Origin of the sequence: Marinobacterium arenosum (assembly GCF_019795155.1) — a bacterium.
Lineage (GTDB): Bacteria > Pseudomonadota > Gammaproteobacteria > Pseudomonadales > Balneatricaceae > Marinobacterium_C > Marinobacterium_C arenosum.
Genome location: NZ_JAILYN010000024.1, coordinates 1 through 23,345 on the forward strand (window position 1 = coordinate 1; position 23,345 = coordinate 23,345).

At 64.1% G+C, this 23,345-nt stretch carries 19 protein-coding genes; 10 read left to right on the forward strand and 9 right to left on the reverse strand.

Features of this window, described 5'->3' with window-relative positions:
* Positions 1-459 precede the first annotated feature (459 nt).
* Together K6T12_RS12125 and K6T12_RS12130 are read right to left on the reverse strand one after the other, a co-directional pair.
* Positions 460-849, reverse strand: a complete 390-nt coding sequence (locus K6T12_RS12125) for a DUF3461 family protein (protein WP_222222846.1) — start codon at positions 847-849, stop codon at positions 460-462.
* 132 nt (positions 850-981) lie between these two features.
* Positions 982-1,920: a LysR substrate-binding domain-containing protein gene (locus tag K6T12_RS12130; protein ID WP_222222848.1), complete on the reverse strand. Its 939-nt coding sequence runs from the start codon at positions 1,918-1,920 to the stop codon at positions 982-984.
* Between the two features lie 124 nt (positions 1,921-2,044).
* Between K6T12_RS12130 and K6T12_RS12135 the strand changes: the two genes are divergently transcribed.
* Both K6T12_RS12135 and fghA read left to right on the forward strand, forming a co-directional pair.
* A complete protein-coding gene (locus K6T12_RS12135; protein ID WP_222222850.1) occupies positions 2,045-3,154 on the forward strand; it encodes an S-(hydroxymethyl)glutathione dehydrogenase/class III alcohol dehydrogenase in 1,110 nt (369 codons plus the stop codon).
* Positions 3,155-3,208: 54 nt separating this feature from the next.
* Positions 3,209-4,054 carry an S-formylglutathione hydrolase gene (gene fghA, locus K6T12_RS12140; protein WP_255611698.1) on the forward strand — a complete coding sequence of 282 codons (846 nt, stop codon included), beginning with the start codon at positions 3,209-3,211 and terminating at the stop codon, positions 4,052-4,054.
* A 55-nt stretch (positions 4,055-4,109) separates the two neighbouring features.
* Here fghA and K6T12_RS12145 read toward each other — a convergent pair whose 3' ends face one another.
* The 3 genes from K6T12_RS12145 to K6T12_RS12155 form a co-directional block, all read right to left on the reverse strand.
* The gene (locus K6T12_RS12145; protein WP_222222852.1) at positions 4,110-4,694 is read right to left on the reverse strand and encodes a DUF3501 family protein; all 585 of its coding nucleotides are present in this window, start codon (positions 4,692-4,694) and stop codon (positions 4,110-4,112) included.
* An 11-nt stretch (positions 4,695-4,705) separates the two neighbouring features.
* Positions 4,706-6,046, reverse strand: a complete 1,341-nt coding sequence (locus tag K6T12_RS12150) for a heterodisulfide reductase-related iron-sulfur binding cluster (protein WP_222222854.1) — start codon at positions 6,044-6,046, stop codon at positions 4,706-4,708.
* Between the two features lie 66 nt (positions 6,047-6,112).
* Positions 6,113-6,529, reverse strand: coding sequence for a rubrerythrin family protein (locus K6T12_RS12155; RefSeq protein ID WP_222222856.1), 417 nt, complete (start codon positions 6,527-6,529; stop codon positions 6,113-6,115).
* Positions 6,530-6,766: 237 nt separating this feature from the next.
* Here K6T12_RS12155 and K6T12_RS12160 point away from each other — a divergent pair, with 237 nt between their 5' ends.
* From K6T12_RS12160 to K6T12_RS12170, 3 genes are read left to right on the forward strand one after another with little or no spacing between them, the layout of a single operon-like run.
* Positions 6,767-8,221 carry an NfeD family protein gene (locus tag K6T12_RS12160; protein WP_315853603.1) on the forward strand — a complete coding sequence of 485 codons (1,455 nt, stop codon included), beginning with the start codon at positions 6,767-6,769 and terminating at the stop codon, positions 8,219-8,221.
* On the forward strand, positions 8,218-8,979 hold the full coding sequence (locus K6T12_RS12165) for a slipin family protein (RefSeq protein ID WP_222222858.1): 762 nt from the start codon (positions 8,218-8,220) through the stop codon (positions 8,977-8,979). Before K6T12_RS12160 ends, K6T12_RS12165 begins: the two co-directional genes overlap by 4 nt.
* Positions 8,980-8,982: 3 nt before the next feature.
* Positions 8,983-11,883 (forward strand): AMP-binding protein, encoded by a 2,901-nt coding sequence (locus K6T12_RS12170; protein WP_222222860.1) that lies wholly within the window; start codon positions 8,983-8,985, stop codon positions 11,881-11,883.
* A gap of 1,677 nt (positions 11,884-13,560) precedes the next feature.
* Here K6T12_RS12170 and fecE read toward each other — a convergent pair.
* From fecE to K6T12_RS12190, 4 genes are read right to left on the reverse strand one after another with little or no spacing between them, the layout of a single operon-like run.
* Positions 13,561-14,331 carry a Fe(3+) dicitrate ABC transporter ATP-binding protein FecE gene (gene fecE, locus K6T12_RS12175; protein ID WP_222222862.1) on the reverse strand — a complete coding sequence of 257 codons (771 nt, stop codon included), beginning with the start codon at positions 14,329-14,331 and terminating at the stop codon, positions 13,561-13,563.
* Positions 14,331-15,278 (reverse strand): iron chelate uptake ABC transporter family permease subunit, encoded by a 948-nt coding sequence (locus K6T12_RS12180; RefSeq protein WP_222222864.1) that lies wholly within the window; start codon positions 15,276-15,278, stop codon positions 14,331-14,333. Before K6T12_RS12180 ends, fecE begins: the two co-directional genes overlap by 1 nt.
* Positions 15,275-16,327 (reverse strand): FecCD family ABC transporter permease, encoded by a 1,053-nt coding sequence (locus K6T12_RS12185; protein WP_222222866.1) that lies wholly within the window; start codon positions 16,325-16,327, stop codon positions 15,275-15,277. Before K6T12_RS12185 ends, K6T12_RS12180 begins: the two co-directional genes overlap by 4 nt.
* Positions 16,324-17,214, reverse strand: coding sequence for an ABC transporter substrate-binding protein (locus K6T12_RS12190; RefSeq protein WP_222222868.1), 891 nt, complete (start codon positions 17,212-17,214; stop codon positions 16,324-16,326). The genes K6T12_RS12185 and K6T12_RS12190 overlap by 4 nt, the downstream gene beginning before the upstream one ends.
* A gap of 251 nt (positions 17,215-17,465) precedes the next feature.
* Between K6T12_RS12190 and K6T12_RS12195 the strand changes: the two genes are divergently transcribed.
* From K6T12_RS12195 to K6T12_RS12215, 5 genes are all read left to right on the forward strand, one after another.
* The gene (locus K6T12_RS12195; protein WP_222222869.1) at positions 17,466-19,508 is read left to right on the forward strand and encodes a TonB-dependent receptor family protein; all 2,043 of its coding nucleotides are present in this window, start codon (positions 17,466-17,468) and stop codon (positions 19,506-19,508) included.
* Between the two features lie 473 nt (positions 19,509-19,981).
* Complete coding sequence (locus K6T12_RS12200) at positions 19,982-20,950, forward strand: TRAP transporter substrate-binding protein (RefSeq protein WP_222222871.1); 969 nt, start codon at positions 19,982-19,984, stop codon at positions 20,948-20,950.
* Positions 20,951-21,008: 58 nt separating this feature from the next.
* Positions 21,009-21,527, forward strand: a complete 519-nt coding sequence (locus K6T12_RS12205) for a TRAP transporter small permease (RefSeq protein ID WP_222222873.1) — start codon at positions 21,009-21,011, stop codon at positions 21,525-21,527.
* Entirely contained in the window at positions 21,527-22,834 is a 1,308-nt protein-coding gene (locus K6T12_RS12210; RefSeq protein WP_222222875.1) for a TRAP transporter large permease, read from the forward strand. Before K6T12_RS12205 ends, K6T12_RS12210 begins: the two co-directional genes overlap by 1 nt.
* A gap of 4 nt (positions 22,835-22,838) precedes the next feature.
* Positions 22,839-23,345 carry a winged helix DNA-binding protein gene (locus tag K6T12_RS12215; RefSeq protein ID WP_222222877.1) on the forward strand — a complete coding sequence of 169 codons (507 nt, stop codon included), beginning with the start codon at positions 22,839-22,841 and terminating at the stop codon, positions 23,343-23,345.

The following is a 23,345-nucleotide window of genomic DNA, read 5'->3' on the forward strand; positions in this document are numbered from 1 at the left end:
CTGGGCGCCGCCATGCGCAAGCTGGTACACATCTGTTTCGGTGTGGTGAAAAACCAGCAAGAATTCCAACCACAACTGCCGTAAAAGGCCGTTGTGGCCGGAATCGAGAGATGGTATCTACGGAGTACGGCGTCCGTAGCAGCGGGCTCTGACCGCGACAGGTTGGCATGGTCCGAAGGTGTCGCCCTCGAAGCGGACTGCTACGGAGTACGGCGTCCGTAGCAGCGGGCTCTGACCGCGACAGGCCTTGGCACAGTCCGAAGGTGTCGCCCTCGAAGCGGACTGCTACGGAGTACGGCGTCCGTAGCAGCGGGCTCTGACCGCGACAGGCCTTGGCACGGTCCGACGGTGTCGCCCTCGGAGCGGGCTGCTACGGGAGCAGGGAGCTTTGTAGCAGCTCGCTTGGCATGCCCCTTGGGTACCGCGGGCGATCGGTCAGGGTACGTAAGAAACGCGAACTTAGAGTTCGTCGATCTGGCGACGGAGGTCTTCCAACTTGCGGGCAACCACTTTTTCCAGGTGATCCAGCTCTTCGATCAGGACCTCCTTGCGGGTCTGGGTGGTTTTCTCCTCGGTCACCAGCTTGTCCAGCTCGGTCACTGCGCGCAGGAAGTATGGCGAAGACTCGGTGGTGGCGCGGTAAGGCACCAGCCCCTCGTTAACCTTCACATTCTTGTGCAGACGCTTGAACTTGAACTTCTTGCTCTTGGCAAACCACTCGCCCTGGTGGCGGTGGAAGTAGATCTTGAGGATATCCGTATCACCTTCAGTACGGGAGTTGTACTTTTCGATGTCATGAACATCCTCAATGCCCATTTCCTTGAGGGTTTCGAACTGCTCTTTTGCCATGTCCGATCAATCTCCAACATCATTCATTCAGGAATATGCCGCCTCCGGCAGGGCCTATTCCCCCTACCAAAGTCTATAGGCCCATCATAACAGCATTGCGCCGATCTGCTTGCAAAATCTGCCCCTCTATATTCACTTGTGCGACCCCACCCGTAGTGAGCCTCCGTTTTCCCTGTCCGATGATTGCTGCCAGGGCAATCCGGCGGCGAAGCGCTGCTGTAGATAGTCCACCAACAGACGCACCTTGGGCGACAGATGACGGCTTTTCGGATAGACCGCCCAGACCGCCGCGTCGTCGATCTCGGCTGTCACCAGCAGCCGCTGCAGGGCACCGCTGGCCAGGTGACCGTCGACGTAGTAGTCCGGCAGTTGGGCGATGCCGATCCCCTTCAGCGCAGCATCCAGAATCGCGCTGCCGGCATTGGCTCGCCAGCCGCCGCGCACCCTCAATTCACGAACGCTACCGTCCAGGCGGATGCGCCAATATTCATTGGAACCGATCAGGCAGTTGTGGCTGGTCAGATCGGCCACCGTCTTCGGCTCGCCATGGCGGGCCAGGTAGTCGGGTGAGGCAACAATATATTCACGCCGCTCGCAGAGCCTGCGCGCCACCAGCGTGGAATCGCGCAACAGCCCCATGCGGATCGCCAAATCGTAGCCGTCCTGTACCAGATCGACCATCCGGTTGCTCAGGTGCAGGTCCAACTGCAGCCCCGGATGCTGACAGATGAAGTCATTGACCAACGGCGCGATATAGCGCTCGCCGAACACCGTGCCGCAACTCAGCCGCAGCAGGCCGCTCGGTGAGCGCTGGTAATCGCGCACCTGCTGCTCGGCACCGGTCAGCCCGGCCAGCAGCTGCTGACATTGTTCAAAATACGCCTGCCCTACCTCGGTCGGCCGCACGTTGCGGGTGGTACGCACCAGTAGCTGGGCACCCAGCCGGTCTTCCAACCGGTTGATCAGCCGGCTGATATGGGAGGTGGACACCTGCAGTTCACGAGCGGCGGCGGACAGGGTGCCGAGGCGCACCACCTGGACGAAGGCCTCGAGGCCATCCCAACGACTCATTATTGCTCCTGTGCAAAACTCTTTGCTCAGCAGCACTATATATCCGATTTCCGCCGATGCACTAGACTTCAGGCTCAGTAGAATTGAAGCGCCGCACAGTGGCGACAGCACAGGAGACTTAGACATGAAATCACGCGCAGCCGTCGCCTGGGCAGCGGGCAAACCGCTGACCATCGAAGAAGTGGACGTTCAGGGACCGAAAGCCGGCGAAGTCCTGGTACGGATGGTCGCCACCGGCGTCTGCCACACCGACGCCTTTACCCTGTCCGGCGAAGACCCGGAGGGGATCTTCCCGACCATCCTCGGCCACGAGGGTGGCGGTATCGTCGAAGAGGTCGGTCCGGGCGTCACCAGCGTCAAGCCGGGCGATCACGTGATTCCGCTGTACACCCCGGAGTGCGGCGAGTGCAAATTCTGCAAATCCGGTAAGACCAACCTGTGTCAGGCGATCCGCGCCACCCAGGGCCAGGGGCTGATGCCGGACGGTACCAGCCGTTTCTCGCTGAACGGCCAGACCATCTACCACTACATGGGCACCTCGACCTTCTCCGAATACAGCGTGATGCCGGAGATCGCCGTCGCCAAGATCAGCAAAGAAGCACCGCTGGACAAGGTCTGCCTGCTCGGCTGCGGCGTCACCACCGGTATCGGCGCGGTGCTGAACACCGCCAAGGTTGAGCCGGGCTCGACCGTGGCGGTCTTCGGTCTCGGCGGCATCGGCCTGAGCGTGATCCAGGGCGCGGTGCTGGCCAAGGCGGAACGGATCATCGCCATCGATATCAACGAAGACAAATTCGAGATGGCCCGGATGCTGGGCGCCACCGACTTCGTCAACCCGAAGAACTACGACGCCCCGATCCAGGACGTGATCGTCGAGCTGACCGACGGCGGCGTCGACTACTCGTTCGAATGTATCGGCAACACCCACCTGATGCGTTCGGCGCTGGAATGCTGCCACAAGGGCTGGGGCGAATCGGTGATCATCGGCGTGGCCGGTGCCGGCCAGGAGATCAGCACCCGGCCGTTCCAGCTGGTCACCGGCCGGGTCTGGCGCGGCACCGCCTTCGGCGGCGTCAAGGGGCGCAGCCAGCTGCCGGACTACGTTGAGCGTTACATGAAGGGCGATATCAAGATCGACGATTTCGTCACCCACACCATGGGGCTGGAGGATATCAACAAGGCCTTCGACCTGATGCATGAGGGCAAGAGCATCCGCTCCGTCGTATTGTTCTGATCACCTGCCCGGCGGGCCGGCCAACGGCCTGCCGGGCGACTCTGGAATTTCGCTATGTCTATCGAACTTATCAGCAAGAACAAGGCGTTCGGCGGCTGGCTGCAGCGCTATCGCCACCGCTCCAAGGCACTGAACTGCGAGATGGTGTTTGCCGTCTACCTGCCGCCGCAGGTCGAAGAGGGCCCGGTGCCGTTTCTCTACTGGCTGTCCGGCCTGACCTGCACCGACGAGAACTTCTGCCAGAAGGCGGGCGCCTTCCGCACCGCCGCCGAACTGGGGCTGGCGATCGTCTGCCCGGACACCAGCCCGCGCGGCACCGAGCTGCCCGGCGAGCATGACAGCTACGATTTCGGCTCCGGTGCCGGTTTCTACATCAACGCCACCGAGCAGCCCTGGGCCGAGCACTACCGGATGTACGATTATGTCAGCAGCGAGCTGCCGGCGCTGGTGGAGGCGGAACTGCCGTTCAACGGCAAGCGGGCAATCAGCGGCCACTCGATGGGCGGCCACGGCGCGCTGATCTGTGCGCTGAAGAACCCCGAGCGTTACTGCTCGGTCAGCGCCTTTGCACCGATCAGCAACCCGACCGAGTGCTCCTGGGGACAGAAAGCGTTCAGAGGCTACCTGGGTGAAGACCGCACGAAGTGGAAACAGTGGGACGCCAGCCTGCTGATGCGCCAGGCCAAGCAGTCATTGCCGTTGCTGGTCGACCAGGGCGGCGACGACGAGTTCCTCAGCGAACAGCTGCGCCCGGAAGCGCTGCAGCACGCCTGCACCGCCAACGAACAGCCGCTGACTCTGCGGATGCACCCGGGTTACGACCACAGCTACTACTTCATCAGCAGCTTTATCGACGACCACCTGCAGTTCCATGCACGCTATTTGACGGAAGAGCGCTAAGCGATAAGCCGCAAGCATGGCGCTGCTTGCGGCTTAAAACTTGCTGCTGTAGCTTTCAAGCCAGATCGTCCAGTAACGCCTGGCGCAGCGCGCCCTCGACCAATACCAGTGCCACCCGGTAGTCGGGGTGGTCGATGCCGGCATGCAGCGCCGCGCCATCGTGTAACGCGCACAGCTGCTCCGGCGCCAGCTGGAAACGCAGAAAGTGCACGCTGGAGGTCTTGTCGGCGGTTTCCCGCGCCAGGTCCTCGTCGGCGATCGGCCGGATCGGCGCCCCGTCGCCGACCCGCAGCCAGACAGAGCGTTCGATACCGATCAAGCGAGCCAGCGCCAGCCTGCGCTCGGTCACATCGGCATATTCGATCAGCATGGTCGCCTTCCAGTTGTCGCCGTCGGGGATCAGCGGGTTGTAGGCGTCCAGCTCATCCTGTATCGCCGCCGCTTCGAAGATCCGCTCCACCCGCAACATCTCCTGTATCTGGTAATGGATGGTCAACCTGTCTTCGAACAGCAGCCGCACATGCTCGCCCAAGGACAGCTGGCGATCGCGCTTGTGCGCCATCACCCGGCGGCGGAATTCCGGCCGGGCCCCGGCGTAGACTTCCAGCGACCAGAGATCGCTACGCTTCAACGGCGTCATGTCAGGGCTCCTTACAGGCCGTAGGCCTGCCGTAACAGGGTGATCGGATGCATCGGCGGACGCTTCCCCTCGGCCAGGCTGGCCAGGTGGTTGGCCGCCATCGGGCAATCGCTGGCCAGATGATCGGCCTGCTGTTGATCGATCTTGCGCACCACCAGTCTGGCGATCTTGACCGACCGCGTGCGGGTTTCGCTGCGTACCCCGTAGGTGCCGTCGTGGCCCGAGCAGCGCTCGATCGCCTCGACCCGGGTATCTGGCACCAGCTGCAACAGGTCACGCGCCTTCAGGCCGACATTCTGCACCCGCAGGTGGCAGGCCACGTGGTAGCTGATATTGCCCAGCCCCTGCTGGAAGTCGGTCATCAACAGGCCATCCTTGTGGCGCAGCCAGAGGTATTCGAACGGATCGAAGAACGCCGCGGCGACCTTGGCCACCTCGGCATCGCCGGGGAACATCAGCGGCAGCTCGCGCTTGAACATCAGTACGCAGGAGGGCATCGGCGCGGTCAGATCGTAGCCCTCGTCCACCAGCGCCGCCAGCCGCGGGATGTTGGCGTCGCGGGCCCGCTTGACGCTGTCCAGGTCGCCCAGCTCCAGCTTCGGCATGCCGCAGCAACGCTGCTTGTCGGCCAGTCGCATCTCGATGCCGTTGTGCTGGAACACCCGGATCAGGTCCTCACCGATCTGCGGGCTGTTGTAGTTGCCGTAGCAGGTGGCGAACAGCGCCACCCGACCGCGGGTTCGCTCGCCCGGCTGCACATCGACCGGCGTGAATAAATGCCGGCCGCGCTTATGCAGGCTATCGCGGTGATACTCCGGCAGCGGCGCATCGGCCGCCACGCCGAGGGTCTTCTCCAGCGCCTTGCGGGCCGGCTTGTTCCGGTTCAGTGCATTGACGGTGATATCCAGCAGCGGGATGGTCGCCATCCTGGCGACCGCATCGGTGCTGGTCAGCAGCCGGTCGCGCAGGGACGCGCCCTGCTCTTTGAAATGAGCCGCCTTGCCGCGCAGCATCAGGTGCGGAAAGTCGACATTCCACTCATGCGGCGGTACATAGGGGCACTTGGTCATGTAGCAGAGATCGCACAGGTAGCACTGGTCGATCACCTGCTGATAATCCGCCTTGGCGACGCCGTCGATCTCCAGAGTGGCGGAATTGTCGACCAGCTCGAACAGGGTCGGAAAGGTGTCGCACAAGCTGACGCAGCGGCGGCAGCCATGGCAGATATCGAACACCCGTTCCAGCTCGGCATCCAGCGACTGGCGGTCGTAGAACTGCTCATTCTGCCAGTCGAGCGGGTGACGGGTCGGCGCGTCCAGACCGCCCTCGCGGTTTTTCTTGTCGCTGCTCATAGCGCCTGCTCCGCCGTTACTATCGGCAACACCGGCGGCCCTCGCAGGCCGCCGGCGGCTTGTGGATCAGTCGAGTGCGTCGAGTGCCTTCTGGAAACGGTTGGCGTGACTGCGCTCCGCCTTCGCCAGCGTCTCGAACCAGTCGGCGATCTCGTCGAACCCCTCGTCGCGCGCCTCTTTCGCCATACCCGGGTACATATCGGTGTACTCGTAGGTCTCCCCGGCGATAGCTGATTTCAGGTTGTCGCCGGTGGCACCGATCGGCAGCCCGGTGACCGGGTCGCCTACCTCGGCCAGGTAGTCCAGGTGGCCGTGGGCATGGCCGGTCTCGCCTTCCGCTGTGGAGCGGAACACCGCCGACACGTCGTTATAGCCCTCCACATCGGCCTTGGCGGCGAAATAGAGGTAACGGCGGTTGGCCTGGGATTCACCGGCAAAGGCATCCTTCAGGTTCTGTTCGGTCCTGCTACCTTTGAGTGACATGGCGTGTCTCCTCTGGTTGATCAAAGCCCGGCCATGCTGATTAATTTTTAACCAAAGCCGTCATGATCAGCTTAGGAAGCCGCCTACCCGTTAACTAAATTGACTTTGATTATCCGATGGATAGCCCAAGGCTATGGGGCTCCCGGACAGCGCGAAGGGACATTTCGATTCACCCGGTGGCACAGATGCGGCCTGTACTATGCTTAGCGTACAACTGGTGATACATAGTGAAAGCCCGTGGCGACAATCACCCGAACCCTGCTACAAAGCCTGACAGCCCTGACACTGGTCATCGGCCTGCTGGCCGGCCTGACACCGGCCCAGACACCGGTCCAGACTGAGGCACCACCGGCCCAGAGCGCTGCACCGGCGGCCGAGGCTGCTTTGCCCAATACCGTCTGGCAGTTGCGTATCGAAGGCGTGATCGGCCCAGCAATCAGCGACCTGCTGGAGCGCACGATCAGGGATGCCGGCGAACAGGGGGTCCACCTGCTGATTCTGACCATGGACACTCCCGGCGGCCTGGACACCTCGATGCGGGCAATGATCCACCAGATCATCGACGCCCAGATGCCGGTCGCCACCTTCGTCTATCCGAAGGGCGCCCGCGCCGCCAGCGCCGGCACCTACCTGCTGCTGGCCAGCCATATTGCGGCGATGGCGCCGGCAACCAACCTCGGCGCCGCCACGCCGGTACAGATCGGCATGCCGGGCACGCCGCAGCCCCCCCAAGCGCCCTCGGACGATAAGCAGGGCGACAAGGAGCAGCCACCAGCCTCCTCCGCCCAGGCCCTGCAGAAGAAGATCATGAACGATGCCATCGCGTATATCCGCGGCCTGGCGGCACTGCACGACCGCAATGCCGACTGGGCCGAGCAGGCGGTACGCGAGGCGGCCAGCCTGGAAGCCGACAAGGCGCTGGAAATGAACGTGATCGACCTGGTCGCCAACGACATCAACGACCTGCTAGACAAGATCGACGGCCGGGTGGTCCAGGTGCGTGACCGCGACTACCGGCTGCAGACCGGCAACACTCAGCTGGTCGAGATCATCCCCGATTGGCGGCACCGCTTCCTCAGCACCATCACCAACCCCAATGTCGCCTATATCCTGATGCTGCTGGGCATCTACGGCCTGTTGATGGAGTTCTACAACCCCGGCATGGGGCTGCCCGGCATCGTCGGCGGCATCTGCCTGATCACCGCGCTGTACGCGCTGCAGCTGCTGCCGATCAGCTATGCCGGGCTGGCACTGATAGCACTCGGCATCGGCCTGATGATTACTGAAGCCCTGTCGCCCAGCTTCGGGGTGTTCGGCTTCGGCGGGGTGGTGGCCTTCGCGGTCGGCTCGGTGATGCTGATCGATACCGAGCTGCCGGGCTTCCAGATCGCGCTGCCGATCATCGCCGCCTTCACCCTGTTTACCGCCGGGGTCTGCCTGCTCGTCCTGGCGTTGGCGTTGAAGGCGCGCAAAGGGGTACTGGTCAGCGGGGTGCAGACGCTGGTCGGACAGCCGGCCGTGGCGCTGGACAACTTCCACGGTCAGGGCAAGGTCCAGCTCAATGGCGAAATCTGGAATGCCCGTTGCACCGGCCAGGTACAGCGGGGAGAAACCGTCACCGTGGTTGCAGTCAACGGATTGGTACTGGAGGTCAGCAAACAGGGACAACTATCGCCGGAGGAACCACCATGATCACCTTCTACTTCTATATGACGCTCGGTGCCTTGATACTGGCGTTGCTGATCAGTACCTTCCGCATCCTGCGCGAGTACGAGCGCGGGGTGATCTTCATGCTCGGTCGCTTTTACAGGGTCAAGGGCCCCGGCCTGATCATCGTGATCCCGCTGATCCAGGCGATGGTGCGGGTCGATATCCGCACCGTGGTGATGGACGTGCCGACCCAGGACGTGATCTCGCGCGACAACGTGTCGGTCAAGGTCAACGCGGTGATCTACTACCGGGTGGTCGATTCGCAGAAGGCGATCATCAACGTGGAAAATTTCCACGACGCCACCAGTCAGCTGGCGCAGACCACCCTGCGTTCGGTACTGGGCCAGCATGAGCTGGACGAGATGCTGGCCTCCCGCGAGGCTCTGAACCGCGATATCCAGACCATCCTCGACCAGCAGACCGACGACTGGGGGATCAAGGTCAGCAATGTCGAGATCAAACACGTCGACCTGAACGAGTCGATGATCCGCGCCATCGCCAAGCAGGCCGAAGCTGAGCGTGAACGGCGCGCCAAGGTGATCCACGCCACCGGCGAGCTGGAAGCCTCGGTGAAACTGAGCGAGGCGGCCGCTATCCTGTCCGAGCAGCCGCAAGCCCTGCAGTTGCGCTACCTGCAGACACTGACCGAGATTGCCGGCGAGCACAGCAGCACCATCGTGTTCCCTCTGCCGATTGAACTGGCCAACGCCATGAGCAAGATTGTTGCCAGCAAGGAGTAACCCTTGACCGATGAGCGGGGCAGCTCCGGCGCGTCCCCGGTTCCGCCTGCCGGCCACAACCATGCCGCCCAGCTGATGCACTGTCTCTACCAGCTGGCCCGCGAGCTGCACCCCGACAGCCCGCCGCCGCCGGGGCTGGGGCTGGACAGCTCGCTCGACCTCGACTTCGCCTTCGACAGTCTGGCCCGGGTGGAACTGCTGTTGCGGCTGGAACAGACCTTCACCGTCAGCCTGTCCGATCAGTTGCTGGCCTCCGCCGAAAGCCCGCGCGACCTGCTGCGTGCCCTGCAGTCGGCAGATAGGGCCGGCGCCGAACGACCAACCCCGGTATTCGAGCAGGCCACCGAGCCGGAGCCCTGCGACACTGTCGAAACACCGCTGCGCGCTCAGACCTTGCCGGAGGTGCTTCAGTGGCATGCGGCGCAGCATCCCGACCGGCTCCATATCCGGTTGTACCAGGATAATGACGACGGCGAGACGATCAGCCATCGGCAGCTGCTGGACGGAGCCGGCCGGATCGCCGCAGGCTTGCTGCAGCAAGGCCTGCAACCACAGCAGGTGGTGGCATTGATGCTGCCAACCGGGCGCGACTATTTCAGCTGCTTCTTCGGCATCCTGCTGGCCGGCGCCATCCCCTGCGCGCTCTACCCGCCGGCACGGCTTAATCAGCTGGAGGACCACCTGCGCCGTCACCTGTCGATCCTCGACAATGCCGGCGCCCGGCTGCTGATCACCGTCCCGCAGGCCCGGCCGTTTGCCAGGCTACTGCGGCTGCAGCTGGCCCAGCCGCTGCAACTGGTGACCCCGGAGCAACTCGACAAGACCAGTTCCGCGACGACTTTACCGAAGGTCAGCAGTCATCAGACCGCCTTCCTGCAGTACACCTCCGGCAGTACCGGCAATCCGAAGGGGGTGATACTGAGCCACGCCAACCTGCTGAACAACGTCAGAGGGATGGGCCGGGCGGTAGCGGCCAGTTCGCAGGACCTGTTCGTCAGCTGGCTGCCGCTATACCACGACATGGGGCTGATCGGCGCCTGGTTCGGCAGCCTCTACCATGGCGCACCGCTGGTGATCATGTCGCCGCTGGATTTTATCGCCCGGCCACGGCGCTGGCTGGAAGCGATCCACCGTTTTCGCGGCACCCTGTCGGCCGCCCCCAACTTCGGCTACGAACACTGCCTGCGCCAGCTGGGCTCGCTCGATCTCGACGGCCTCGACCTGAGCAGTTGGCGTTGCGCCTTCAACGGCGCCGAAGCGGTCAGCCCGGCAACCCTGGAGGCTTTCTGCCAGCGTTTCGGCCGGCACGGTTTCCGCCGCCAGGCGATGATGCCGGTGTATGGGCTGGCGGAGAACACCGTCGGGCTGACCTTTCCGCCATTGCAGCGGGGGCCACGCTACGACCGGATCGACCGGCAGCGGTTGCTGGCGGAGGAGGTGGCCGAACCGTTGGCCGGCAACAGCAGCGAGGTATTGACCCTGGCCAGCTGCGGCCGACCTATGTCCGGCCATCAGTTGCGAGTGGTCGACAGCGACGACCGCGAACTGCCCGACCGCCGCCAGGGTCGGGTGCAGTTTCGCGGCCCATCGGCCACCGCCGGCTACTACCGCAATCCGGAACAGACCCGGGCACTGTTCCATGGCGACTGGCTGGAAAGCGGCGACCTGGGCTATATCGCCGACGGCGAACTGTTCCTGACCGGCCGCCAGAAAGATCTGATCATCATCGCCGGCCGCAATATCCATCCGGCCGAACTGGAGCAGTCAATCAGCCAGCTGGACGGTATCCGCCGCGGCTGCGTGGCGGTGATCGGCGGCCATCAGCGCGACAGCGGCACCGAGCAACTGGTGGTGCTGGCCGAGAGCCGCGAGCAGGACGAGGCGCAGCAACAGCAACTGCGCCGGGCGATCAACCAGCTGGCGACCGAGCAGATCGGCATGCCGGCCGACCAAGTGCTGCTGCTCCCCCCCCGAACGCTGCTGAAGACCTCCAGCGGCAAATTGCGCCGCGCCGCCTGCCGTCAGCTCTACGAACAGGGTGAGCTGAACCGGCCGGCCCCGCAACGCTGGCAACTGTACGGCCGGCTACTGGGCGCCGGTCTGCGTGGCCAGTTACGCCAGCTGCAACGCCGCAGCGCGGAATACGCCTTTGCCGGCTACGGCTGGGCACTGTTCAGCCTGTTGGCACTACTGACCCTGCCGCCCTTCCTACTGCTGCCAGGTAAAGAGCGGCGCTGGGCGCTGCTACGCGGTGCGGTAAAAACGCTGGCCCGGCTCAGCGCCACGCCGGTCCGGCTGACCGGCGGCGAACGACTGCCACCGCCTGAGCAGCCCTGCGTTTTCGTCTGCAACCATGCCAGCTACCTGGACGGCTTCATGCTGCTCGGTTTCCTGCCGCGTCGGGTGCGCTTTGTCGCCAAGGGAGAGCTGAAAGAAAAACGGCTGGTTGCCGGCCTGCTGAGTCGGCTCGACGCCCAGTTCGTCGAGCGGTTCGACAGCCGCCAGGGCGCCGAGGACGCTGTCCGGCTGACCGAGCAGGCCCGCCGGGATGCGCCACTGCTCTATTTCGCCGAAGGGATGCTGACCCGGATCTCCGGCCTGCTGCCATTCCAGCTCGGCGCCTTCGTCACCGCGGTGCAGCAGGAGCTGCCGGTGGTGCCGCTGGCGATCCGCGGCAGCCGTGGCATGATGCGCGCGGACAGTTGGTTTCCGCGCCGAGGCCAGCTGCTCATTGCCGTCGGTCAACCGATCGAACCGCCGCCCGCGCAGCCCGGCCGCGAACGCGACGACTGGCAACGGGCGCTGAAGCTACGCGACCAGTGCCGGGCGGCTGTGCTGCGGCTCAGCGGCGAGGCGGACCTCCGCGACGAACGGATCCGACCGTCGAAGCCGGTTGATCAATAGCCTGTTTGTTCAACCCCTACTCAGCTGTCGCCCGCCGAGCGGACTGCTACGAAGCGCGGCGCCCGTAGCAGCGGGCCCTGACCGCGACCAGGTTGGTATGGTCCGAAGGAGTCGTCCTCGAAGCGGACTGCTACAAAGCGCGGCCCGGTAGCAGCGGGCTCTGACCGCGACAAGACTGGTGTGGTCCGAAGGAGTCGTCCTCGGAGCGAGCTGCTACGAAGTACGGCGCCCATAGCAGCGGGCTCCGACCGCGACTGGCCTGGCATAGTTCGTGGGTGTCGTCCTCGGAGCGGACTGCTACGAAGCGCGGCGCCCATAGCAGCGGGCTCCGACCGCGACAGGGTTGGTATGGCCCCAAGGAGTCGCCCTCGGAGCGGACTGCTACAAAGCGCGGCGCCCATAGCAGCGGGCTCTGACCGCGACAGGGTTAGTATGGCCCCAAGGAGTCGTCCTCGGAGCGGACTGCTACAAAGCGCGGCCCGGTAGCAGCGGGCTCCGACCGCGACTGGCCTGGCATAGTTCGTGGGTGTCGTCCTCGGAGCGGACTGCTACGAAGTACGGCGTCCGTAGCAGCGGGCTCCGACCGCGACTGGCCTGGCATAGTTCGTGGGTGTCGTCCTCGGAGCGGACTGCTACGAAGTGCGGCCCGGTAGCAGCGGGCTCTGACCGCGACAGGGTTGGTATGGTCCGAAGGAATCGTCCTCGGAGCGGACTGCTACGAAGTGCGGCCCGGTAGCAGCGGGCTCCGACCGCGACAAGGCTGGTATGGTCCGAAGGAATCGCCCTCGGAACGGGTTGCTACGAAGTACGGCGCCCGTAGCAGCGGGCTCTGACCGCGACAGGGTTGGTATGGTCCGAAGGAATCGTCCTCGGAGCGGACTGCTACGAAGTACGGCGCCCGTAGCCGCAGGCTCTGACCGCGACAGGGTTGGTATGGCCCCAAGGAGTCGCCTTCGGAGCGGACTGCTACGAAGTACGGCGTCCGTAGCCGCGGGCTCCGACCGCGACAGGGTTGGTATGGTCCGAAGGAATCGTCCTCGGAGCGGACTGCTACAAAGCGCGGCCCGGTAGCAGCGGGCTCCGACCGCGACAGGGTTGGTGTGGTCTGAAGGAATCGTCCTCGGAGCGGACTGCTACGAAGTACGGCGCCCGTAGCCGCAGGCTCTGACCGCGACAGGGTTGGTATGGTCCGAAGAAATCGTCCTCGGAGCGGACTGCTACGAAGTGCGGCGTCCGTAGCCGCGGGCTCTGACCGCGACAGGGTTGGTATGGCCCGAAGGAGTCGTCCTCGGAGCGGACTGCTACGAAGCGCGGCCCGGTAGCAACGGGCTCTGACCGCGACAGGGTTGGTATGGTCCGAAGGAATCGCCCTCGGAACGGGTTGCTACGAAGTGCGGCCCGGTAGCAGCGGGCTCTGACCGCGACTGGCCTGGCATAGTTCGTGGGTGTCGTCCTCGGAGCGGACTGCTACAAAGCGCGGCCCGGTAGCAGCGGGCTCCGACCGCGACAGGGTTGGTATGGTCCGAAGGAGTCACCCTCGGAGCGGACTGCTACGAAGTGCGGCCCGGTAGCAGCGGGCTCTGACCGCGACCAGGTTGGTATGGGCCGAAGGTGTCGCCCTCGGTACCCAAGGGGCATACCAAGCGGTCTGTTACGCTAGAGCGATTACAAAGACAGTCACACCGGTACCAGTTGCGGCGTGCCGGCCACCGGGTCGGGATGGATCTCGGCCGGCAGGTCGAACACCTGCTGCACCAGGCCGGCGGTGAACACCTGCTGCGGGGTGCCCTGGGCCTGCAGTTGACCGTCGCGCAGCACCACCAGCTGGTCGCAGTAGCGGCAGGCCTGGTTGAGATCATGTAGCACCAGCACGATGGTCTTGCCGGCCTGGTTGAGCTGTCGCAGCAGGGTCAGCAGCTCGATCTGATGGGCGATATCGAGCCAGGTGGTCGGCTCGTCCAGCAGGATCAGGTCGGTCTGCTGGGCCAGAGTCATGGCGATCCAGGCCCGCTGGCGTTGACCGCCGGACAGCGCCGCCAGCGGCCGGTCGGCAAACTCGGCCAGGCCCACCTGCTGCAAGGCTTCGTCGACCAACCGCCGATCCTCGGCCGACAGCCGGCCCCAGCGCGAACGCCAGGGCGCCCGGCCGTAACCGACCAGCTCGCGGCAGCTGACCCCGTCCGGGGTGATCGGCGCCTGCGGCAGCAACGCCAGCCGGCGCGCCACCGCGCGGGTATCCAGCCGGTGCAGGTCGTCGCCCTGCAGCAACACCCGCCCCTGGGTAGGTGCCAGGATACGGGCGATGGTCTTCAACAGGGTCGATTTACCGCAACCGTTCGGGCCGATCAGCGCGCTGATCTTGCCCTGCGGGATCTGCAGCGAGAGCTGCGGCAGGATAACGCGGTCGGCATAGCCCACCTGCAGATTTTCAATACTCAGATAGGCCATTACCAGCCTCGATATCGGGTCAGAAGAAACAGGAAATAGGGCGCGCCGATCAGCGCGGTCAGAATACCGGCCGGCAGCTCCAACGGCGGCGCCAGGCTGCGGCCGGCGATATCCGCCACCAGCACCAGCAGCGCACCGAGCATCGCGCTGGCCGGCAGCAGCCGTCGATGGGCCGCGCCCACCAGCAGGCGGGCCAAGTGCGGCGCCACCAGGCCGACGAAGCTCAGCGTACCGCAGACCGCCACGCTGACCGCCGCCAGCATCACCGCCAACAGCAGCGCCAGGCGGCGGCTACGGATCACGGCGGCGCCCAGCCCCTCGGCGGCTTCATCACCCAGCGCCAGCAGGTCCAGCCGCAGCGCCAGGGCCAAGGTCAGCGGCAGCAACAGCAGCAACCAGGGCAGCAGCCACCAGAGTTGCGGCCAGCTGCGCCCCCACAGGCTGCCGGTCAGCCAGACCAGTGCCGCGTCGATGCCGGTCGGATGACTGACCAGCAACCAATCGGTCAGCGCCGCCAGCCAGGCGTTCAAGGCGATGCCGATCAGGATCAAGCGGGCCGGATTCAACTGCCGATCGCGCGCCAGCCACAACAGCAACAGCATCGCCAGCCAGCCGCCGGCCATCGCGCCGGGGATCAGCCAGCCGAACGGCAGCGCCGGCCAGAATACCAGCAGCGCGGTAGCGGCCAGGCCGGCCCCGGCGGTGACGCCGAGCAGGTCCGGTGAAGCCAGCGGATTGCGTACCACCCCCTGGATCAGCGCGCCGGCCAACCCCAAGCCGGCCCCGGCTAATAGCGCCACCAGCACCCGCGGCAAGCGGAAATCGGTCAAGATCAGCTCGGCGCCACGGCCAACCGTGGACAGATCCAGCGCCCCCAACCAGAGCCCGGCCAGCGCCGCCAGCAGCAACACCGGCAGCAGCAGCCATAAGCGCAGTTGCTGACTCATACCAAACCTCCCCTGCCACGACAGGTCAACCACAGGAAACCGGGCGCACCGATCAGCGCGGTGACGATGCCGACCGGCGTCTCCGACGGAAACACCAGCAGCCGGGAGATCAGATCGGCCCAGACCATCAGCGCGGCACCGAACAGCGCTGCCAGTGGCAGCAGCCGGCGGTGGTCGCCGCCGGCAAGGCCGCGACACAGGTGCGGCACCAGCAAACCGACGAAGGCGACCGGACCGGCGACCGCCACCGCCGACGCGGCCAGCAGGATCACCACCAGCGCCACCTGCAGCCGCAGCCGCTGCGGCGACTGCCCCAGCCCGGCCGATGCCTCGTCACCCAGCGCCAGTAGATTGAGCGGCTGAGCCAGTAGCAGCGCCGCCAGCAGCCCCAGCAGAACGCCGGGCCAGAGCTGGTGCCACTGCTGCCAACCGGTTTCGGCCACCGAGCCGGCCAGCCAGTCGAGCACCTGCTGGGCCTGTTCGTCGACGATCAACAGTGTCCGGGTCAGCGCGGTCAGCAGCGCACTGACCGCCACCCCGGCCAATACCAGGCGGACCGGGTGGATCGGCCGGCACCAGCCACCGCCCAGCAGCAATACCAGTGCGCCGGCCAGCGCCGCGCCGCTGCCGGTCACCAGCAGCAATGGCAGTTCGCTCAGCCCGGCCAGCCCGGTCAGCCCGGTCAGCAAGCCACTCTGCACCAGCACCAGCAGACAGGCGGCGCCGGCGTTGATGCCGAACAAGCCCGGCGAGGCCAGCGGATTGCGAGTCATCCCCTGCATCAACGCGCCGGCCACCGCCAGCGCCGCGCCGACCAGTGCCGCCACCAGCACCCGTGGCAGACGCACCGTCAGGATCAACTGCGCCGCCAGCGACCGAGCATCGCCGAACAGCGCCTCGTTCAATTCGGCCAACCCCAGCTGGAAGCTGGAGCCGCCCAACAGCGCCGCCGGTATTCCCACCACTAGTAACAACACAGCCAGGCCGGTGCTGCCGAACCAGCCGAACTGGCCCGGTTGGCCGGCTTTGATCGCGCTCGCCAGCTTCATCGCAACTGTTCCTGCAGGTCTGCGGCGATCTGTTCGGCGCCCAGCAAGCCGCGCGCCAGCGACCAGCTATAGGGCGATACCCGGCGCAGCTGCCGCTTATCTACCGCGCTGAGATGGGACCAGAGTGGATGTCGCTGCCAGCGGAGAAAGAACTCGGCTCCCCCCTGCGCCGCCTGGTAGTCGCCCAGCAGCAGCCAGTCCGGATTCAGGTACGCGAACTGTTCGAAGCTGACCTTGATGTAGGCCTGTTCGGCCTGCTCCGGGGTGGCGGTACGCAGCCCCAGTCGCCTCATCACCCCGCTGGCAAATGCCTTGGGACCGTGCACCGTCATGCCGCCGGCGCCGGCCACCGCGAACAGCAGGCTCTCGTCGCGGGCCAGGGTTTCGCGGTAGCGATCCATAATCCGTTCATGCTCGGCCAGCCGCGCCTGCAGCTGCGCTTCGCGGCCCAGCGCTTGGCCGATAGTCAGCAGCTCATCGAGCACGGTCGAATACTCGATGCCCCGGCTGGGCAGTAGCAGGGTCGGCGCGATCTGTTGCAATGCCGGGTAGACCGCCTGGTGACGGTTGAGGTCGGCAATGATCAGATCCGGCTGCAGGCTGGCGATTAGCTCCAGACTGGGCTGGCTGCGCAGCCCCACCGAACGGTAGTCGGCCAGCCGCTCGCGCAGCGCCGGCAGGATCCGAGCGGGATTGTTGTCGTCGGCAATACCGACCGGGCTCAGGCCCGCCAGCACCACTGCATCAAGGAAGGAGTACTCCAGCACCACCACTCGCTGGGGTTGTCCCTCGATGGTCAGCCCTTCACCGGCGTCGGCAATCTGGCGGGCCTGTGCCGCACCGACGATCATCGTCAGCAGCAATCCGTAAAGCAGCCTCGGAAACATCGCATCCTTTCCCCAATAAAAACGAACGCAAATGCTACGTATTTTCATTTCAATACACAAATCAACCGCTACGCTGCCCGGTTTTCGTCGGGAAAATCGCCGGGCCATCGGGGACAAGGGCCGAATTCCGGGGCCTCAGGCTCCGCCCTAAAATACAAATGACACCTATTTACATTTGGATTTAATTGTCATTACAATTGGCGCCAATTTCAAATTTCGCTAGATATTTCGCTAGATAAAGGAGATTCGCCATGCATTGGGAGCGCCCCGCACCCGCGCTAATCAGCCCGCTGTTTCTTGCCATCAGCAGCATCCTGGCCGCGACGGCCCAGGCGGAGGAGGTCAACCTGGAGCGGCTGGTGATCAGCGGCGACTGGCTGCAGAACAGTGCCGAAGCGGACCTGCCCGAATACACCGGCGCGCGCAGCCTGATCGATCGCGACAGCCTTCAGAACAAGGCGGTATTGAATATCGAAGATGCGCTGAACCGGGTACCGGGGGTGCGGGTGGCCGACGAAACCGGCACCGGCGTACTGCCGAATATCTCCATCCGCGGCCTGAACCCGCTGCGCAGCGTGCGGGTACAGGCGCTGCAGGATGGTATCCCGGTCAGCCTGGGCCCCTACAGCCACCTGGGTCTGTCACTGTTCCCGCTGACCCTGAACAGCATCGAGCGGATCGACATCGTGCGCGGCGGTGCGGCGGTACACTACGGCCCGAACAACGTTGGCGGGGTAATCAACTTCATCTCCCGGCCGATCAGCCGAGAGCAGGAAACCGAATTGCAGCAGCGCCTGACCGCATGGAAGGGTGGCAATCTGCTGCATAACACCTACCTGCGTAGCGGCGGCTACCTGACCGACGACTTCGGCCTGCAGCTGCAGCTGGACAGCCAGTACGGCGAATCCTTCCGCGACCACTCCGACACCGAGGTCAACAACCTGTCACTGGACGCCATCTGGCACCTGAGCCAGCAGCAGACCCTGAAAGGTCATCTGCAGTACTACAAGGCGGACAGCGAACTGGCCGGCGCACTACTGCCGGAGGCCTACGAGCAGGACCGTCAGCAGAGCCAGCGGCCGTTCGACGCCTTCGAAGCGGACACCTGGCGCGGCTCGCTGGTCTACAACCAGCAGTTCGACAACGACAGCGAGCTGAACTGGAGCCTGTTCGGCCACGACAGCGACCGTCGCTTCGACTTCGGCTTCCCGTTCGACCCGTCCGAGGCGACCACCGACGTGCGCTCCTCGCCGCGCAACTTCAAGGTGTTCGGCACCGAGCCGCGCTACAGTTTCCTGCTGGGCGACAACCAGCAGATCACCATCGGCGCCCGCCTGATCGACGAAGAGATCAGCTACAAGGTGGATCGCAAGATGCTGTCGGACGGCAGCAGCAGCACCCTGCGTGACTGGAAATTCGATACCCGCGGCCTGGCGCTCTATGCCAGCGATACCATCAGTCTGGCCGACGGTCGCCTGAAGCTGACTCCGGGGTTGCGGCTGGAGGATGTTGAAACCGATTACCGGGATCTGAACAGCGGCACCACCGACCGCAACTCGATCACCGAATGGCTGCCCGGCCTGACCGTCGGTTACCAGCTGACCGACGACTGGTTCCTGTTCGCCAACACCCAGCAGTCGCTGAACCCGCCGCAGATCGCCCAAGTGGCCCGCGACGGCCTGCTGACCGCCGAACAGGCCTGGAACTACGAATTGGGCGCGCGCTATTTCCCGAACAGCAGCAGCATGATCAGTGCCACCCTGTTCCGCATCGATTTCGAGGATAAGATCGAGTTCGACCGCACCGCGCTGACCTTCATGAACCTGGGTGAAGCCCGCTACCAGGGCCTGGAACTGGAAGCCGACTGGCAGCCGGACAGCCTGCCGGCGCTAAGCCTGAACGCCGCCTACACCTACCTGGATACCGAACAGCGCAGCGGCGCCAACCAGGGTAATGAGCTGCCGTTCACCTCCCACCACCAGCTCTACCTGGCGGCGGACTACGCCATCGCCGACTGGCAGCTGAACCTGAACACCCAGTACCTCAGCAAGGCGTTCAGCGACGCCGCCAACACCGAAGTGGAAACCGCCAACGGCAGTGCCGGCCGGATGCCGTCCCACTGGGTATGGAACGCCCAGGCCAGCACCCGGCTGAGCGCCGACAGCCGGCTGTCGGTGGCGCTGAACAACATCTTCGACGAGGACTACTACTTCCGCGGCGTCGATGTCAGCCCGATCGGCCGGGTACCGGCACCGGGCCGTTCGCTGACGCTGACCTACAACATTCAGTTCTGATACTGACCGACCATCGACCGTGCAGCCCGGGGCCTCCCCTTCCCCCGGGCGCATGGCCGAATATCAGCTGCAGGCGTCTGGCAGCCTCCCTTCCGACGGCCAAATTTCCCGCTGTGGGCGTCTCTATCGAAATTCGCCAAAATTTTCTTCACGTCAGCCCGAAGTACTCTAAAAATCATGCTAGACCGACAAAATCAGAAAATACCTCTGATTTATTGAGGATATCGGGATTTTTCACTGATTTATCAAAATATTCATAAAATCCCTCCACAACCAGCAGTGGCGCGGCATACAGACTGATTACGGGTAAACGACCACAAGCTGGTCAAAAACCCATCAAACACGATACGTCGACGTTTTATCAGCGTTTAACTAAGATCACTTCCTTCTGGCCCATCCTTGTCGCCAGATCACCGCTACACTCAATAACGACACAACAACGACACAACAACAATAACGTTGGAGCTACCATAATGCTGAAAAAGACATTCGGCGCTGCCGCTCTGCTTGGCACCCTTCTCGCTACTTCCGTCAACGCCGCCCAGTGGCATATGCCGACCCCCTACGGCGACGCCAACCACCCGACCAAGATCGCCTATGCGTTCGCCGAAGAGGTAAAGAGCAAAACCAACGGCGAACTGGAGATCACCGTTCACTCCGGCGCGTCGCTGGTTAAGCACCCGGAAATTCCCCGTGCGGTACGCACCGGCCAGGTTCAGTTGGGTGAGGTTTTCATCGGCATCATGGGTAACACCCACCCGGTCTTCAAGCATGACAATATCCCGTTCCTGGCGACCAACTTCGACGACGCCGAAAAGCTGTGGGAGGCCGCCAAGCCGCAGGTCGAGAAGCAGCTGAACAAGGAAGGCCTGCAGTTGCTGTACACCGTTGCCTGGCCGGCACAGAGCCTGTACACCAAAGAGCCTGTCAGCCAGCTGGAAGACCTGAAGGGGCTGAAAATGCGCGCCTACAGCCCGTCCACGTCGCGACTGGCGGTACTGATGGGCACCACGCCGACCACCGTACAGGTACCGGAAATCCCGCAGGCCTTCAGCACCGGCATCATCGAGGCGATGATCACCTCGCCGACCACCGGCGTAAACGGTCAGGCCTGGGACTACGTGCAGCACTTCACCGATGTCCGCGCCTGGATTCCGAAGAACGTGGTGGTGGTCAACAAGCGCGCCTTCAAGCGGCTGGATAAGTCCACTCAACAGGCGATCCTTGAGGCCGCCGCCAATGCCGAAGCCCAGGGCTGGAAGATCGTTCGCGAACAGGCCGAGAAAGACACCCAGGCGCTGGCTGCCAACGGCATGACAGTCACCGAGCCGTCGCAGGAGCTGCTGGACGAACTGAACAAGATCGGCGAGATCATGATCCAGGAGTGGCGCGATGAGGCCGGCCCGGAAATTGACGCCATCCTCAGCAAATACAAACAGTAAGTCACAGCATCGAACCGGCCCGGCAGTGCAGGGCCGGTTCAGCCCCGAGGTATCCCCCATGAGCACGCTTCGAGATAGGCTGTACCTGACCTCCGGGTACCTGGCCGGTTTCTGCATCGTTGCCATCACCCTGCTGATCGTCGCCCAGATCGTCGGCCGGCTGCTCGGCTTTATCGTCCCCTCCGTGGAAGACTTCTCCGGCTACTGCCTGGCCGCCGCCACCTTCTTCGGACTAGCCTACACCTTCCGCGAGGGCGGCCATATCCGGGTCACCCTGGCGATCCGCTCGCTGCCGGCGAAGGCACGCCGCGTGCAGGAGCTGGTGATCCTGGTACTGGCCCTGCTGATGACCCTCTACATGTCCTACTACTGCGTTCATATGGTGTGGGAATCCTACGTGTTCGAGGAGGTCTCCTACGGCTATATCCCGGTGCCGATCTGGATTCCGCAGATACCGGTGGCGCTGGGGATGATCGCGTTGACGCTGGCGGTGCTGGACGATCTGATCGCGGTGCTGAAGGGCACCAATCCCGACTACATGCAGCACGAAGACGAAATTAATCTGGAGGAAGTCTGATGGATACCGTCATGCTTTCCATTATCCTGGCAGCCAGCATGATCCTGATGCTGGCGTGCGGCGTATGGGTCGCACTGGCGCTGGTCGGCGTCGGGGTGATCGGCCTTGCCCTGTCCGGCAACGAACAGATCGGCCTGCTGTTCGCCACCTCCACCTGGGGCTCCAGCACCGGCTGGTCGCTGACCGCGCTGCCGCTGTTCATCTGGATGGGTGAGGTGCTGTTCCGCACCCGGCTGTCGGAGGACCTGTTCAAGGGGCTGTCGCCCTGGCTGAGCGGCCTGCCCGGCAAGCTGCTGCACGTCAATGTGCTGAGCTGCGGCATCTTCGCCGCGGTCTCCGGTTCCTCGGCCGCCACCGCCGCCACCATCGGCCGGATGACCCTGCCGGAACTGCAGGCGCGCGGCTACAGCGAACGGATGGCGGTCGGCACCCTGGCCGGCTCCGGCACCCTGGGGCTGCTGATCCCGCCGTCGATCATCCTGATCGTCTACGGGGTCGCCGCCGAAGTATCGATCGGCCGGCTGTTTATCGCCGGCGCCCTGCCCGGCCTGCTGTTGGTCGCGCTGTTCATGGGCTATACGATGGTTTGGGCCAGCCTGAACCGGGACGAACTGCCCAAGCACAGCGAGGAGCAGATCTCGCTGTCAGCCAAGCTGAAGGCGCTGCGCCAGTTGCTGCCGATCGTCGCATTGATCGGCTTCGTACTGGGTTCCATCTACGGCGGCCTGACCACGCCGACCGAGGCGGCGGCACTCGGCGTCGTCGGCGCCCTGGCACTGGCCGCCGTCACCGGCTCGCTCAGTGGCAGCAGCTTCCGCGAGAGCCTGCTCGGCGCGGTGAAAAGCTCCTGCATGATCGGCCTGATCCTGGTCGGCGCCCACTTCCTGACCATCGCCATGGGCTTCCTCGGCATTCCGAAAGCGCTGGCCGAGTGGATCGGCCAGATGACCCTGTCACCGATGGAACTGCTGATCTACCTGACCGTGCTGTTCGTGGTACTGGGCTGCTTCCTGGACGGTATCTCGGTCGTCGTACTGACCACCGCGGTGGTGCTGCCGATGGTGCAGCAGGCCGGCATCGACCTGCTGTGGTTCGGTATCTACATCGTACTGGTGGTGGAGATGTCGCAGATCACCCCGCCGGTCGGCTTCAACCTGTTCGTGATCCAGTCGCTGACCGGCAAAGATATCCTCTATGTCGCCCGGGCCGCGCTGCCGTTCTTCCTGCTGATCCTGGTAGCGATTCTGTTGATCACCTGGTTCCCGGAGATCGTCACCTACCTGCCGACCACCATGACCCAGAGGTAAGCCGATGAACGGACAACGCATTGTCTCCTCCGCCCACCTGGCCTCCGAAAAGGGGGCCTCGCTGAGCGAGTACGAGTTCGGCCTGATCATCGCCAACAACGCCTTCAACCGCTGGATGCTGCATTGCGCCAAGGCCAGCGGGGTCAACGACATGACGCCGCTGGATATCCTGGTGGTGCACCATATCAACCACCGCGAGCGCGCCAAGCGGCTGGCCGATATCTGCTTCGTGCTGAACATCGAGGACGCCCACACGGTGAACTACTCGTTGAAGAAGCTACTGAAGAAGGATCTGGTGGAGGGCGAAAAAGTCGGCAAGGAGATGTTCTACAAAACCAGCGAGGAGGGCCGGACATTCTGTGCCCGCTACCGCGAGGTCCGCGAGGGCTGCCTGATCGACTCGCTGAAAAACCTCAACGTCTCGCCGGAGCAACTGACCGAGTACGCGCGCTATATGCGCGCCCTCGCCAGCCTGTACGATCAGGCGTCCCGCGCCGCCGCCTCTCTGTAG